The following is a 14,460-nucleotide window of genomic DNA, read 5'->3' on the forward strand; positions in this document are numbered from 1 at the left end:
TCATGACAAAGTTAACGATGATTGAGGCGATCCAGAACGCCCACGACATTGCCATGGAGCGCGACCAGAAAGTCGTCGTTTTCGGCGAAGACGTTGGTTACTTCGGTGGCGTTTTCCGCTGCACAGCCGGTTTGCAGAAGAAATACGGCAAGGAGCGCTGCTTCGATGCCCCAATCAGCGAGCTCGGCATTGTCGGCACCGCGATTGGCATGGCGTCTTACGGCTTGCGTCCATGCATCGAAGTGCAGTTCGCGGACTATGTCTATCCTGCCTATGACCAGATCGTTTCAGAAGCGGCACGCCTTCGCTATCGTTCTGCGGGGGAGTTTACCTGCCCTATCGTTATCCGTATGCCTTCGGGAGGCGGCATTTATGGTGGGCAGACACACAGCCAAAGTCCGGAAGCACTTTTCACTCATGTTTCTGGTCTGAAGACCGTGATGCCTTCAACGCCCGCAGATGCCAAAGGCCTGCTGCTGGCAGCGATTGAAGATCCCGATCCCGTCATCATGTTTGAGCCCAAGCGCCTTTATAACGGACCTTTTGACGGACATCATGACAAACCCGTCACTTCTTGGAAAAAGCATGAGCTGGGCGAAGTACCAGAAGGTTACTATACCGTGCCGCTCGGCAAGGCCGCGATCCGACGTGAAGGCAGCGATGTGACTGTTCTCGCCTATGGTACGATGGTTCATGTGGCATTAGCCGCGACTGAAGAAACCGGCCTCGACGCGGAAGTCATTGATCTGCGCACCCTGCTTCCGCTCGACACGGAAACAATTATGGCTTCCGTTAGGAAGACCGGACGTTGCGTCATTGTGCATGAAGCAACATTGACCTGCGGATACGGCGCCGAGCTTGCGGCACTCGTGCAGCGCGAATGTTTCTATCATCTCGAAGCACCGATCATCCGCGTGACGGGCTGGGATACACCCTACCCGCACGCGCAGGAATGGGCCTATTTTCCGGGGCCAGATCGTGTTGGTCGTGCACTCGTTTCAATCATGGAGGCTTAAATGGCTCATTTTGCGATAAAGCTCCCTGATGTTGGCGAAGGCGTTGCAGAGGCTGAACTTGTCGAATGGCATGTGAAGGTTGGCGATATTGTCCGGGAGGATGATCTGCTCGCTGCCGTTATGACCGATAAGGCCACTGTCGAAATACCTTCTTCGCGCAGCGGCAAAGTCATCGCAGTGAATGGAGAAATCGGCGAGAAAATTGCTGTTGGCTCAGAACTGGTTCGTCTCGAAATACAAGAGGGAAGCAGCGAACAAAAGCCAGAAGCACCAGAACCCGTAGCGGCCGCGCCTGCTGAAACACCTAAGCCGCAACCAGCCAGCGCGGAAGCGCCCGTGCTTTTGCAAACGCCGGTTCCACCTAAACCTGTTCCACAGAAAAAAGAAACCTCAGGCCGGGCCTTTGCCGGAGCAGGGCCAGTGCGGGCCGAAGGTGAAAAACCGCTAGCAACACCATCCGTCAGGTTGCGCGCACGCGACGCAGGCATTGATTTAAGACGTGTCAAAGGTAGCGGCCCTGCCGGGCGCATTACGCATGAAGATCTGGACGCCTTTTTCCAGACTGAAAGCGGAGCTGCGCCTTCAGTCTCGGGTTATGTTGCAGACACCACAATCAACGAGATCAAGGTGATCGGCCTAAGGCGCAAGATTGCGGAGCGTATGGCCGAAGCAAAACGCCATATTCCGCACATTACTATCGTTGAAGAAGTGGATGTGACACAGCTTGAAGACCTTCGCACGGGGCTTAACAATGAGAAGAAGGAAGGGCGTCCGCGCCTGACCTTGCTGCCATTTGTTATCCGCGCAATCGTCAAGGCAGTCAAAGAACAGCCGGGGCTCAACGCACATTTCGATGATGAATCGGACATTATTCGTCAGTTTGGCGGTGTGCATGTGGGCATTGCCACACAGACGCCAAGCGGCCTTATCGTGCCGGTAGTTCGCCACGCGGAAAGCCTTTCTGTATTTACCGCAGCATCGGAACTTGTCCGCGTGACGGATGCAGCGCGCAACGGCACAGCTATGCGTGAAGAACTGACAGGCTCGACTATAACCATCACATCATTGGGACCACTAGGCGCCATCGCAACCACGCCAATTATCAACCGGCCCGAAGTGGCAATTGTCGGCATCAACAAAATGGCCGTGCGCCCTATGTGGGACGGCACACAATTTGTACCGCGTAAAATGATGAACCTGTCGTGCAGCTTCGACCATCGCGTTATCGATGGATGGGATGCGGCAGTATTCGTGCAGAAGCTGAAGAGCCTGCTGGAAACGCCTGCGATGATTTTTGTAGAGGGCTGATCGGATGAGTGAGATTTCCTGCAAACTTCTGATCATTGGTGGCGGTCCCGGCGGTTATGTCTGCGGTATTCGCGCAGGCCAGCTTGGGATCGATACGGTTCTGGTCGAGAAAAAGCGGCTGGGCGGGACCTGTCTTAATGTCGGCTGCATACCGTCCAAAGCTGTTATTCATGCCGCTGACGAGTACCACCGCCTCACGACATTCGCGTCGAAAGGTACGCTTGGCATCACAGCTGAAAGTCCTAAGATCGATTTTGCCAAAACGCTCGAATGGAAAGACGGCATCGTCAATCGCCTGAACAGCGGTGTCGCCGGACTTCTGAAACGCTCCCGCGTGCGAATGTTCCAGGGGCAGGCGCGTTTTATGGATGGTAAAACCGTTGTGGTGGATACCGACACCGGTCGCCAGACTATCCATGCCGAGACCATTGTGATCGCAACAGGGTCGGTGCCGGTTGAAATTCAGTCACTGCCTTTTGGCGGCAATGTCATCTCCTCAACGGAAGCGCTTTCACTCGATAAGATCCCTGAAAAGCTTGCAATCGTTGGCGGTGGTTATATCGGGCTCGAGATCGGTACGGCCTTTGCAAAGCTTGGTGCAAAAGTGACCGTCGTTGAAGCCACTGATCGCATCCTACCGCAATATGATGCAGAGCTGACACGCCCGATCATGGCACGGCTGAAAGTACTCGGCGTTGACGTGCTGACGAATACGTCTGCCAAAGGCTTATCCGCCGATGGAAAAGCGCTGGATGTGTTGCTGGGTGATGGCAAAAGGCATTCAATTCCTGCCGACAAAATTCTTGTCACGGTTGGCCGCAAGCCCCAAACCGATGGCTGGGGTTTGAGCGAAATCCGGCTCGATATGGATGGCCGCTTTATCCGCATCGATGACAAATGTCGCACATCAATGCGCGGCGTTTATGCCATCGGCGATGTAACAGGTGAGCCCATGCTTGCGCATAGAGCTATGGTTCAGGGCGAAATGGTTGCTGAAATCATTGCGGGCGGCAAACAGGCCTGGGATAAGCGCTGCATCCCGGCAGTCTGCTTTACTGATCCTGAGATCGTAACAGTCGGCTTATCTCCTGATGAAGCGCGCAAGGCAGGTCATAATATCCAGACCGGCATTTTCCCGTTTCAGGCCAATGGACGCGCGATGACTATCGAGCGGGAAGATGGTTTTATCCGGGTTGTCGCCCGCGCTGATAACCACCTGATGCTTGGCATTCAGGCCGTTGGTGTCGGGATTTCCGAGCTGTCATCCGCCTTTGCGCTTGCTGTTGAAACAGGCACACGCCTTGAGGATATAGCAGGAACGATCCACGCTCATCCGACCCTTGGTGAAGGCTTTGCCGAAGCCAGCCTGAAAGCACTCGGCCACGCGCTCCATGCCTAAAGCATGTCGCGGAAAATTGAGAACCGCTTTCGCGGAGAAATCAGTCCACAGGACTGATTTCTTAATCCCGCGACGATCCCATAACGACATGAGCAAAAGCAAAGAGATAGAGAGAGAGCGCAGCGTATACAATTAACTGCGACACGCTCTAGAACACGTCTTTATACCAAAATCGGCTTCCACTTTCGGGAGACACGCCTTTATACCAACGCGGCCCAATATGCTGACGCATCACGCCTTGAAAAAGTTCAATCTCCACTCGGACTTAACCAACACTCCATTACTCATACTGATGGAGTGTTGGAATTAGTGCTTTGATTTGCGCTCGTACCGCCATACCAAAATGGCAGCACCGGCAATCATGGCTGCAAGCGCAAACCATGTGATTGCATAAGAGAGATGGTTGTTGCGGAAGGTAACAACCGTAAGCCCGCCAATAGGCACGTTGCCCGGATTGGAGTTATTATCTGCATCAATGAAATAGGGCGCGACTGCCCCCAAGCCTTCTTTTTCAGCGAAAGCTTTGACATCTCGCGAATTCCAATCATTGCGGGCAGGGTCGTTGGGACGAAGGAAGAAGCCATCAGGCTCCGGCATGCGCAGAAGGCCAGTTACGGTCGTCTCGCCCGCGATTTGCGTTTCTACGCGTGAAGATGGATCGCGCTTGGTATCAGGAATGAAACCACGATTGATGAAGGTCAGTGTACCATCATCTGAACGCAACGGCGTCAGCACCCAAAAGCCTGAACCGCGTTCAGTCAGCGCACGAACCAGCACTTCCTTGTCATTGAGGTAAGAGCCGGTCAGCGTGACATGCCGGTACTCGTCATCGGCCTGATTGACATTGGCCCAATCGTCTTTGCCCGGAGCAGCGACCGGCTCCGAATGAACGCGCGCATCAACGCGGGCAATCAAGTCGAGCTTCCAATGCAGGCGCTCGACTTGCCAGATGCCGAGGCTCAGAAACAATGCGAAAAACAGCGCCCCCAAAACAGCCATGAAGCCAAGGAAGAAGCGTGATTTCTTCTTTTGCGATGTCGAACTGGCTTGCATGGGCGTTGTCATGATTATTCCTGGGAGATGGGGAGAATTGCTGTTTGAAATACTCCAGATGCGCGCTGTAATAAAGGGCGGCCGGGGCAAAACTACGTGATTGATCAATAAGAAACAGCGCCGACACCCCTCTGACCGGATGCGGCGCTTGAATATTTTAAGATTTAATTATGCGTTTTTATGAACTCTGCGTCTGCGATGTGAGTAACCGCCCTTAGAAAGACGTAGAACATTGCAAACCTGTGTTTTATCGTCAGAAGGTTGCTGCATCTGAGTTTGAGCATTCTGCAGCATCTGTGTCGTTACAGGGGTAGGCTTTGCACTTGGTCCAATTGTGATGCTTCTCATCGATCATTCTCCCTGTTTTTGGGCGCGGTAGGAGCCTCAACGGCTACTCCGTCCGGTAGTCAAGAATGTGCGAATGAACTAAGTATTAACCTTATTGGGGTGGTTGACAAGCACCAAATACAACCCTGCGTAAGTCATTGCACACGCATAATAAAAGGCCGGATCGTTGAAACGACCCGGCTTCTGCAATCTATAATCCGATCACTTAATCGCGGTTGCCAGTGAGGATTTCACGCTTACCAACATGGTTAGCCGCACCGACAAGGCCTTCCTGTTCCATACGCTCGACAAGTGAAGCCGCGCGGTTGTAACCAATGCCGAGGCGACGCTGGATGTAAGAAGTCGAGCACTTCTTATCACGCAAAACAACCTTCACAGCCTGTTCATACACATCGTCACTGTCTTCCGAAGCCATGGCCGAAGCATCGAAGACTGCAGTGTCCTGCACGGCATCTTCATCTTCCTCGTCTTCGGTGACAGTCGCCAGATAATCAGGACGACCCTGTTCTTTCAGATGATTGACGACCTTTTCAACTTCTTCATCCGAAACGAATGGTCCATGGACGCGAACAATGCGGCCACCGCCGGCCATATGCAGCATATCGCCCTGACCGAGAAGCTGTTCGGCACCCATTTCACCAAGAATGGTACGGCTGTCGATCTTAGACGTGACCTGGAACGAAATACGGGTCGGGAAGTTAGCCTTGATCGTACCGGTGATAACGTCAACAGAAGGACGCTGCGTTGCCATGATAAGGTGGATACCAGCAGCACGCGCCATCTGTGCAAGACGTTGTACAGCACCTTCAATGTCCTTGCCGGCAACCATCATCAGGTCGGCCATTTCGTCAATAATCACGACGATATATGGCATTGGCGTCAGGTCGAGTTCTTCCTGAACATAGGTTGCTTCGCCGGTTTCCTTGTCAAAGCCGGACTGCACCGTGCACATGACGGTTTCGCCTTTGCCCTTTGCAGACGCTGCACGCTGATTGAAACCTTCGATGTTGCGAACGCCCAGACGTGCCATCTTGCGATAGCGGTCTTCCATTTCGCGCACGGCCCATTTCAGAGCCACAACGGCCTTCTTCGGATCGGTCACAACTGGCGTCAGCAGGTGCGGAATGCCATCATAGATGGAGAGTTCCAGCATCTTCGGATCGACCATGATAAGGCGGCATTCTTCCGGTTTGAAGCGGTAGAGGAGCGACAGAATCATCGTATTGATAGCGACAGACTTACCCGAACCGGTGGTGCCTGCTACGAGCAGGTGAGGCATCTTCGCAAGTTCTGCGATGATCGGCTCACCACCGATGCCTTTGCCCAGACAAAGCGGCAGGCGGTAGTTCGAGGATTCGAAGGTGCGGGAGTCAATCATTTCGCGCAGATAGACGGTCTCGCGATTGGCATTTGGTAGTTCGATGCCAATGACGTTACGCCCCGGAACAACGGCAACACGTGCAGAGAGTGCCGACATCGAACGCGCAATATCATCAGCAAGACCTATCACGCGGGACGACTTAACGCCGGGAGCTGGTTCAAACTCATAGAGTGTGACGACAGGGCCAGGACGAACATGGATGATTTCACCACGCACACCGAAGTCTTCAAGCACGCTTTCGAGAAGGCCAGCACTGCGCTCAAGCATTTCCTGCGTGATGACATTGCCATCGAGCGAAGGCGGTTCCTGCAGCAGGTCACGCGGCGGAAATTCATAGTCGCCATGCATGACGACAGCTTCTGTCCGGGGGAGGGGCTGCGGCTGATAAAGAGCGATTGAAGGGGCTGTCTTCGTAGGGGCTTCAACCTTTGGCATTTCTGCAACAGGTTCAGGAGCCACAATGTCCTCGACCACATGCTCTTCTGCTTCAGCGACAGTAAGCACGCCTTGATCTTCCGTTGCTTCAGCAGCAACATCAGTGACGACTTCGACAGGTGCCTGAGGTGCAGCCTCTTCGATAAGCGCACGAGGTGATTCAATCACCACTTCTGCAACGGGTATAGCAACTGGCTGTGGAGCTGGAGCAGTCTGGTCTGGCTGAGCAACTTCAGCAACCGGAGCAGGCTGTTCTACGACAGCAGCAGGAGCCTCCTGAGACTTACCCTTGTTCCATTCAACCGTGCGGAACTGTGCGATGATCGATTCAACAGTCGGCGCAGCACGCTTTGGCGTTGCAACTTCTTCAACTTCTTCAACTTCTGCAATAACGGCAACAGACTGAACTGGCACGGCATCAAAATCAAAGCTTTCCCAAAAAGCAAAATCCGACAAATGTGAGAATGCCGAAATAGCTGCGGCTACATTCGCTACAGGCTGAACATCAATCGATTGGGCAGCCAAAACAGGCGCTACTTCGACAGGCTGGACTACGGTTTCGGCTGGTACGGTCGTCAGAACAGGCGGCACGGGCGCGACGGGTGTGCGAACCATATTCTGTGAAACGGACTGCTGAAGAGCAGCAACAGCCATTGGCTGAGCTTCCGCAACTTTTTCGATCTCGACCGGAGCATGATCAGCTTCCACCTCCGCAGGCTTCGCACGACCATTGATATCCGGCAGATCTTCACCGCGACGACGCACCAGATCAATCTCTGGCGTGCGGGTAAAACGCACATTCGCACCGAGTGAAAAATACGATTTCCACGTCCCGTCCGAATTTGGCGAATGCGCTCCCAACGGGTCGCGCTGCGGCTTCTGCTCTGGAGCAGACTCTGCACGATTTCCATCTGTATGGGGAAGATTTTCTCTCAAATTACGCATGATACCCGAACCATAGATATGTCGCCTGAATGAGCCTTAGTAATAAAAAATGAAGGTTAACAACCCCCTTCATAATTCACTCAAAACCGACAAATTTCTTTGGTCCCATCAATCGACCCAGGGCATTAACTTGTATAATACAATCACATTTTATTATTAAATAACAATACGATATAGATTTAAAATAATCTATTTTATTAAAAAATCAGAAAACTTCTGCTCGTTTTACGAGCCGTGGAAGCTGTACTGCCACGGCTCTTTCATCAGACTCAGTGAGACTCGGAACTTTTAAGCCAATCCGCCAAGGAAATGCGGCGATTTCCGCCACGACCAACAAAGGTTTCAGCCGCACACATGGAATTCAGCACGGCCTCCTGCGCGGCCTCAGCGGCGGCCCGGAAAAGAATGTCGATACGATTCTCGTTCAGAGCCTTTAATGAGATCAAGTCGGATGCTTCATCGTGATCGAATGTTGCAGCCGTTGAAAAACCAATCGCAATATCGCCGCTGCCATTGCCCCAGAATGCACCGAGGCGAGCCAATCCCGCACCACAACGTTTCGAAACACGCTTTAATTGCCGATGTTCGAGCGGCACATCGGTTGCGAGCACAAGGATGACCGAGCCTTTTTCCGATTGCGCAATGGTCTTTGGCGATGGCCTGCGCCCATCCGGCAGAATCAGATCGCCAGTGCGCCCAAAATTTGTGAGCGCCAGAATGCCAAGGTGATAGACTTCGCCATTCAGATCAAACCGACGAGATGCACTACCAACACCCCCCTTGAAACCGAAGCATGTCATGCCGGTTCCTGCACCGACATTGCCCTGAAGGAAGCGATTGCTGGCATTTCCAAGTGCTAGCCGCGCATGATCCTCAGTTATCGCCAAAGCTTGAATGTCATTGAATGGCCCATCATTACACTCGAGAACAACGGGATTGACGGTTGCGGTCGTCCTGCCGATATCAGGATTTGCGGCAATTGCCTCACGAATAAGGGTATTGGCGCAAGTTCCGACGCCGAACGTATTGGTAAGCAGAATAGGGGTCTCGATAGTGCCCAATTCCTCCACCTGCATCAGACCGATGCTTTTGCCAAAGCCGTTGATGATATCGCAGGCGCCAAGAACTTTCTGCCGATAGAGATTGCCGCTGTGAGGCATGATGGCCGTGACGCCGGTATTGATGTCGCCATCTTTAACTGTGTGTTGTCCAACCAGAACACCAGGAACATCGGTGATAACGTTCTTATCGCCTGTTGGCATTGTTCCACAAACGATACCAAAATCTCTTGCCGTATAGGTCATGCTCTCATCCCACCTCAATTTATCAACAGTCCTAGACGCTTTTGAGATCGCGCGAAACTCACAAACAGACATTGAGGCGTGACCAGAAAAACGCACGTTAAAGATACTTATGCTCATTTTAAGCAAAAGCGTCTTATTTCGATCAAATCGCGATTGACAGACGAGGCTGAGAGGCGCAGCAAAAGCACCGTAGAATTTCGGCCGGAAAGAGGGGATCATCGCGGCATGAAAGTTACAATCGAACAAACGCTCGATCAGGCCGGAGCCGGCCCCTTCCAGCGCAATCTTCTCGGTGTATTCGGACTTGTATGGGCTGCAGATGCCATGCAGGTCCTAGCGGTAGGTTTCACCGCAGCCTCGATCGCCGCAACTTTCGGCCTCACCGTTCCACAGGCGTTGCAGACTGGTACGCTGTTCTTCTTCGGAATGCTGATTGGTGCAGCACTGTTTGGCAGGCTTGCCGACAAATATGGTCGCCGCCGCGTTCTTCTCATTACAGTTGCATGTGATGCAGTGTTTGGCTTGCTGTCTGCTTTCTCGCCGAACTTTGCTATTCTTCTCGGCCTTCGCTTTTTGACCGGTATCGCGGTCGGCGGAACCTTACCCGTTGATTATGCAATGATGGCAGAATTTCTGCCATCCAAGAATCGTGGCCGCTGGCTGGTTATGCTCGAAGGTTTTTGGGCTGTTGGCACAGTGATCATTGCGCTTGCTGCGTGGGCCGCAAGCCTTGCAGGCGTGGCCGATGCGTGGCGCTACATTTTCGTCGTTACCGCCGCACCGGCCTTGATCGGCATCTGGCTGCGTATCTGGATTCCTGAATCCCCGATGCATTTGCTCAAAACCGGTCAGACACAAGAAGCAAAAAGCGTGATGAATCGCGTTCTGCGGCGTAACGGCAAGCCGGAGCTGCCGCCAAAGGCTGTTCTTGATGCACCGCTTCTGGTGACAAACGAAAAACTTCTTTCGCCAAATCTGCGTCAGCGCACGCTGACCACGCTGGCGATATGGTTCCTTGTTTCTGTATCCTATTACGGCATCTTCACATGGATTCCGGCCAAGCTTGCAAGTGATGGCTTCGGCTTCGTGCGTGGTTATGGCTTCCTGGTCGTCGTTGCACTGGCACAGCTGCCCGGTTATGCGCTGGCCGCATATGGCGTCGAGGCTTGGGGCCGTCGTAAGACGCTGATCGGCTTCCTGTTCATAAGTGCCGCTGCCTGCGCGCTTTTCACTATCGCCGGAAGCTCTGCCCTGGTTGGTGCATCGATCCTCATCATGAGCTTTGCTCTGCTCGGCACATGGGGCGCGCTTTATGCGTTTACGCCGGAGCTTTATCCGACAGCATTGCGTGCAAGCGGCATGGGCGCGGCAGGCGCTATGGCACGCCTTGGCGGATTACTCGCACCTTCGGCATTGGCGATTGTCGTCACACAGAGCTTCAATACGGCTGTTGCAATGTTTGCAGGCTTGCTGGCGCTTGCGGGAATAATCGCCTTCTTCATAAATGTGGAAACACGAGACAAGGCGCTCAACTGATAAAAAAGACGCCCGGGTTTCTGGTTTGAAATCCGGGCGCCTTAAATTTAAATTACTTTATTAATTAATGCTATCTAACCATTGTATTTTATAGTTTTTATATGTTTCATTAGCTGGACTAAAGATACGTTCAGAGATTGACGGAACCGCAGCTCCGGCAAGTAAAGCAGCCCCCATCGCAGTCCCTGTCGTCCCTGAAACAGCAATCACATCTCGACCAGCGAAACCTGCCAGAGCATGAAGATAGATGCTGTTTGCCGCGAATGGACCTTCGACGATTATTTGACCATCAGCACCCAGAAGCTCAAGGCAACTCTGCGTCATCAGTGCTGCATAAAGGCAGGAAGCTACATAACGCTCCGCTGGTCTTGCATCTTCGGCGTTTAACCAGCGTAGCGAAGTATCCGGGTACGGCCCGCAACCCGGCACAGCAGAAGGTAAAGCCATGATGCCGTGTGCCAAAACCTGATCCAGGACGCGTTCATACTCTTCTTCGCTCGGGGGCATCAGATTTGCAGTCATCACGTCGAATTCGCGTCCGCCCATATAGCGGGCAGAGGGAACAGCGCGACCATAGGCATCGACATTGGCGAGCGTATCGCGTTTCGGATCAAGCCCTTCGAGATCACCGCCAACTGCAAAACTCACAACCCATGTACCCGTCGAGACAACCGAAAAGGGCGGCTCACGATCCATGAGATGCGGAAGTAAGGAGGCGTTTGAATCATGGATACCGCAATAGACGGGAACAGTGGCGACAAGCCCAATCTCCTGCGCGAGTTCGGGCAGCAGATTGTCCAGCGCATCGAATGCCGATCGCAGCGGCGGAAACTTGCCCTCAAGGCCAAGGCTTTCGACCAGCGACGAATAAGTACCGCTTTTCGGCAGCCAAAGATCCGTATGGCATCCGAGTGATGTCAGCTCGACCGCAGGAACCCCGGTCAACCTATAGGCCCAGTATTGCGGATAGGTCACGACCAGCGCCGTTTCGGCAAACTGTTCAGGAAAAACTGTCTTCAGGTAATGAAGCTGTGCGCCGACATTGAGCCCCAGCGAAAGTGTTGGCGAATAAGTCAGCGCGAAGTCCGGCTTGATGCGTGCATAGTTTTCACGGATTTCAGCGCCATAATCATGCTCGTAATCAAGCGTGGGCATGGCAAGCTCGCCATCCTTGTCGAGCAATACTGCACTCGCACCATGGGTTGTAATCGAAATAGCGTCAAAGCCCGGGGCTTTTGCAAACTCGGTAAGGCTTTTCAGGAAAAAGCCCCACAGCGTCTCCAGATCATAATGCGGATAGGGACCATCGTGCAGCACTGTGTTTGGGATGCGCCGCACGGCAACCTCTTCACCTGTTACTGCATCAAGCAGAACGGTCTTGGCATTGGTTTTGCCGACATCGAGAATGGCAATATGTTTCATGGCATATGAAAGACAGGTTTGAGGTCGATGGAAATCGGCGAATTATCGGCATTCGTTTCCATGATGTCGGCCATATGCGCCCACCATTTCTTCATGACCGGATGATCTGGCAACGCTGCCATGTCATGCGTCTTGGTTCGGGTAAGCGTGCCGAAAAGGATATGTGTGTCCTCATCCAGCCATATCGAATAATCAGACACTCCGGATTGCTGCAGCAGATCGATAAGCTCGGGCCAGATTTCATCATGACGGCGCCGGTATTCTGCTTCCTGACCGGGATGAAGCTTCATGCGGAAAGCATATCGTTCACTGTTCATGACTTTTGCCTTGCTTTGAATTTGCGCCCAAGGATTGGCAGCGAGATCGTGGTGATCAGCAAAAGCCCGATGAAGATCGACATGACAATGCCCGGCACATTGAGAAGGCCGAGGCCGAAGGTCACAAGCCCCATCACAAAAGCCGCGATTACAACGCCGATGATGCTGCCTGCGCCGCCGAGGATCGACACACCACCGAGCACGACCATCGTTATGATTTCAAGTTCCCAGCCCTGTGCAATGGATGGCCGGGTGGAGCCAAGGCGTGAGGTGAGGCACACGGCAGCTATGCCACTCATCAGCCCTGTGAGCATGAACAGTGTGAACTTCATGCGCTCGACAGGGATGCCAGAAAAGCGCGAAGCAAACTCATTATTGCCGATGGCATAAATGCGTCGTCCGAAAGTGGTGGCATGCAGCAGTACGCCGAAAATCAGTGCAAAAGCGACGAACAGCACAAATTCAAACGAGAAAACCCAGATGACATAGCCCTGTCCGAAATAAGCGAAGCTTTCCGGATATCCGCCATAGGCTTTGTCGCCAAGTACAATATAGGAAATGCCACGAAACAGACTCATCGTACCAATGGTGACAACGATGGAGGGAAGCTTAAGTCCAGCCACAAGTCCACCATTGATCGCCCCGCAAACAAGACCTGTACCGATACCGATTAACACAAGACCCGGAGTGCCTACACCCATCTGTGCTGCGGCCCCCATGGCGGTCGATGCTAAAGCAATGATCGCAGCAACCGACAGATCGATCTCACCGGAGATGATGAGCAACGTCATTGCAAAGGCAATGAGCGCTTTCTCAGTGAAATTGAACGTTGCGTCGGAAAGGTTCCAGGCATTGAGGAAATATGGCGAGGCAAATGAATTGGCGATGAAAATCGCAATCGCCACGCCAAGCAACAACATTTCCCAACTGGCAAACAGCCGCGTGTAGGACGTTCCCAGCCGATCCGGGATATGACGGCGTTCCGTTATCTCGCTCACGTGGCTGGCTCCTCATAAGTCTTTGCGGCTTTGTCGCGCAGAATGATACGTCCGCCGCGTTTCTCCTGTCGGGCATTGAAGATCACGGCTGCGATGATAACCGCGCCGGAAATCGCCATTTGCCAGAAGGGTGAGATGTTGATGACGGGCAGGGCGTTTTTGATAACGCCGAGAAACAGCGCACCCAACACTGCGCCAAAGGCCGTGCCAATGCCGCCGATGATTGAAATCCCGCCTATCACGCAGGCAGCGACGCTATCGAGTTCAAATCCGTTGGCGATATCGACATAAGCAACCGCATAGCGTGAAACCCAGAGATAACCGCATAACCCTGCCAACGAGCCGGACAGTACAAAGGCGAAGAAGCGCGTGCGGCCCACATCGATACCGGCATAGACCGCAGCCGTCGGATTGCCACCTGATGCATAAAGTGCTCGGCCAAAGAAGCTGCGCGTGAGCAGCACATAGATGAAACCGATGATGAGCAGTGCCGTCCAGCCTAGGAGCGGAAGCCCCAGAAACACCGTGCGGGGCGTATTAAGAAACGGCCCGGTCATCTGATGAGCATTGACCCAGCCACCACCTGACAGAACAAAGGCCATGCCGCGATAGATGGTCAGTGTGCCAAGTGTTACCACAATAGCTGGAATATCCAGCTTCCAAACCAGAATTCCATTGATCGCACCCAGAATGGCACCAATGCCTACGGCTGCAACAATCAGCACGACCAGCGGTATTTCAGGGTAGGCGGCATTGAGCATCGCCACCGCCATGCCGGTAAATGCCAGATTGGCCGCGACTGAAAGATCGATGGACTTTGTCAGGATCACCGACATCTGACCCAGAGCCAGAATAATCAGGATCGACGTGTCGTTGAAAATGTTCGCGAGATTGCGCGGCGAGCTGAAACCCGGCGCACGTATTGAGAACAGCCCGATCATGATTGCAATGATGACAAGAAGCAGGAGTTCGCGCTGTTTGAGAAGCTGTTTCATATC

General features: G+C 53.1%; 12 protein-coding genes. 4 read left to right on the forward strand and 8 right to left on the reverse strand.

The window, feature by feature from the left end; translation table 11 throughout:
• The first annotated feature begins 2 nt into the window (after positions 1 to 2).
• The 3 genes from QSJ70_RS05375 to lpdA are packed head-to-tail and all read left to right on the forward strand — an operon-like array spanning position 3 to position 3,723.
• Entirely contained in the window at positions 3 to 1,016 is a 1,014-nt protein-coding gene (locus QSJ70_RS05375; RefSeq protein ID WP_215778876.1) for an alpha-ketoacid dehydrogenase subunit beta, read from the forward strand.
• The gene (locus QSJ70_RS05380) at positions 1,017 to 2,324 is read left to right on the forward strand and encodes a dihydrolipoamide acetyltransferase family protein (protein ID WP_215778874.1); all 1,308 of its coding nucleotides are present in this window, start codon (positions 1,017 to 1,019) and stop codon (positions 2,322 to 2,324) included. It abuts the gene before it with no gap.
• A 4-nt stretch (positions 2,325 to 2,328) separates the two neighbouring features.
• The gene (gene lpdA / locus QSJ70_RS05385; RefSeq protein WP_215778872.1) at positions 2,329 to 3,723 is read left to right on the forward strand and encodes a dihydrolipoyl dehydrogenase; all 1,395 of its coding nucleotides are present in this window, start codon (positions 2,329 to 2,331) and stop codon (positions 3,721 to 3,723) included.
• A gap of 306 nt (positions 3,724 to 4,029) precedes the next feature.
• On the opposite strand, the gene QSJ70_RS05390 is transcribed toward lpdA, so the two are convergent.
• From QSJ70_RS05390 to QSJ70_RS05405, 4 genes are all read right to left on the reverse strand, one after another.
• A complete protein-coding gene (locus tag QSJ70_RS05390; RefSeq protein ID WP_285535073.1) occupies positions 4,030 to 4,788 on the reverse strand; it encodes an SURF1 family protein in 759 nt (252 codons plus the stop codon).
• 156 nt (positions 4,789 to 4,944) lie between these two features.
• On the reverse strand, positions 4,945 to 5,124 hold the full coding sequence (locus tag QSJ70_RS05395) for a hypothetical protein (protein ID WP_252349105.1): 180 nt from the start codon (positions 5,122 to 5,124) through the stop codon (positions 4,945 to 4,947).
• Between the two features lie 205 nt (positions 5,125 to 5,329).
• Positions 5,330 to 7,885, reverse strand: coding sequence for a DNA translocase FtsK (locus tag QSJ70_RS05400; RefSeq protein ID WP_285535074.1), 2,556 nt, complete (start codon positions 7,883 to 7,885; stop codon positions 5,330 to 5,332).
• A 269-nt stretch (positions 7,886 to 8,154) separates the two neighbouring features.
• A complete protein-coding gene (locus tag QSJ70_RS05405; RefSeq protein ID WP_215778869.1) occupies positions 8,155 to 9,189 on the reverse strand; it encodes a DmpA family aminopeptidase in 1,035 nt (344 codons plus the stop codon).
• Between the two features lie 225 nt (positions 9,190 to 9,414).
• Between QSJ70_RS05405 and QSJ70_RS05410 the strand changes: the two genes are divergently transcribed.
• Entirely contained in the window at positions 9,415 to 10,725 is a 1,311-nt protein-coding gene (locus QSJ70_RS05410; protein ID WP_215778867.1) for an MFS transporter, read from the forward strand.
• Positions 10,726 to 10,785: 60 nt separating this feature from the next.
• Here the strand turns inward: QSJ70_RS05410 and QSJ70_RS05415 are convergent, their stop codons facing one another.
• From QSJ70_RS05415 to QSJ70_RS05430, 4 genes are read right to left on the reverse strand one after another with little or no spacing between them, the layout of a single operon-like run.
• Positions 10,786 to 12,147, reverse strand: a complete 1,362-nt coding sequence (locus tag QSJ70_RS05415) for an FGGY-family carbohydrate kinase (RefSeq protein WP_285535075.1) — start codon at positions 12,145 to 12,147, stop codon at positions 10,786 to 10,788.
• A complete protein-coding gene (gene rhaM, locus QSJ70_RS05420; RefSeq protein ID WP_215778863.1) occupies positions 12,144 to 12,464 on the reverse strand; it encodes an L-rhamnose mutarotase in 321 nt (106 codons plus the stop codon). Before rhaM ends, QSJ70_RS05415 begins: the two co-directional genes overlap by 4 nt.
• Positions 12,461 to 13,462: an ABC transporter permease gene (locus QSJ70_RS05425; protein ID WP_285535076.1), complete on the reverse strand. Its 1,002-nt coding sequence runs from the start codon at positions 13,460 to 13,462 to the stop codon at positions 12,461 to 12,463. The genes rhaM and QSJ70_RS05425 overlap by 4 nt, the downstream gene beginning before the upstream one ends.
• Positions 13,459 to 14,457: an ABC transporter permease gene (locus tag QSJ70_RS05430; RefSeq protein WP_285535077.1), complete on the reverse strand. Its 999-nt coding sequence runs from the start codon at positions 14,455 to 14,457 to the stop codon at positions 13,459 to 13,461. The genes QSJ70_RS05425 and QSJ70_RS05430 overlap by 4 nt, the downstream gene beginning before the upstream one ends.
• Positions 14,458 to 14,460 lie beyond the last annotated feature (3 nt).

The organism is Brucella sp. NBRC 12950 (assembly GCF_030268145.1).
GTDB lineage: Bacteria > Pseudomonadota > Alphaproteobacteria > Rhizobiales > Rhizobiaceae > Brucella.

Coding starts and splice junctions, on each gene's coding strand:
- QSJ70_RS05375 (WP_215778876.1), top strand. CDS start 3: ATGACAAAGTTAACGATGATTGAGGCGATCCAGAACGCCCACGACATT.
- lpdA (WP_215778872.1), top strand. CDS start 2,329: ATGAGTGAGATTTCCTGCAAACTTCTGATCATTGGTGGCGGTCCCGGC.
- QSJ70_RS05390 (WP_285535073.1), bottom strand. CDS start 4,788: ATGACAACGCCCATGCAAGCCAGTTCGACATCGCAAAAGAAGAAATCA.
- QSJ70_RS05395 (WP_252349105.1), bottom strand. CDS start 5,124: ATGAGAAGCATCACAATTGGACCAAGTGCAAAGCCTACCCCTGTAACG.
- QSJ70_RS05405 (WP_215778869.1), bottom strand. CDS start 9,189: ATGACCTATACGGCAAGAGATTTTGGTATCGTTTGTGGAACAATGCCA.
- QSJ70_RS05380 (WP_215778874.1), top strand. CDS start 1,017: ATGGCTCATTTTGCGATAAAGCTCCCTGATGTTGGCGAAGGCGTTGCA.
- rhaM (WP_215778863.1), bottom strand. CDS start 12,464: ATGAACAGTGAACGATATGCTTTCCGCATGAAGCTTCATCCCGGTCAG.
- QSJ70_RS05400 (WP_285535074.1), bottom strand. CDS start 7,885: ATGCGTAATTTGAGAGAAAATCTTCCCCATACAGATGGAAATCGTGCA.
- QSJ70_RS05415 (WP_285535075.1), bottom strand. CDS start 12,147: ATGAAACATATTGCCATTCTCGATGTCGGCAAAACCAATGCCAAGACC.
- QSJ70_RS05410 (WP_215778867.1), top strand. CDS start 9,415: ATGAAAGTTACAATCGAACAAACGCTCGATCAGGCCGGAGCCGGCCCC.
- QSJ70_RS05430 (WP_285535077.1), bottom strand. CDS start 14,457: ATGAAACAGCTTCTCAAACAGCGCGAACTCCTGCTTCTTGTCATCATT.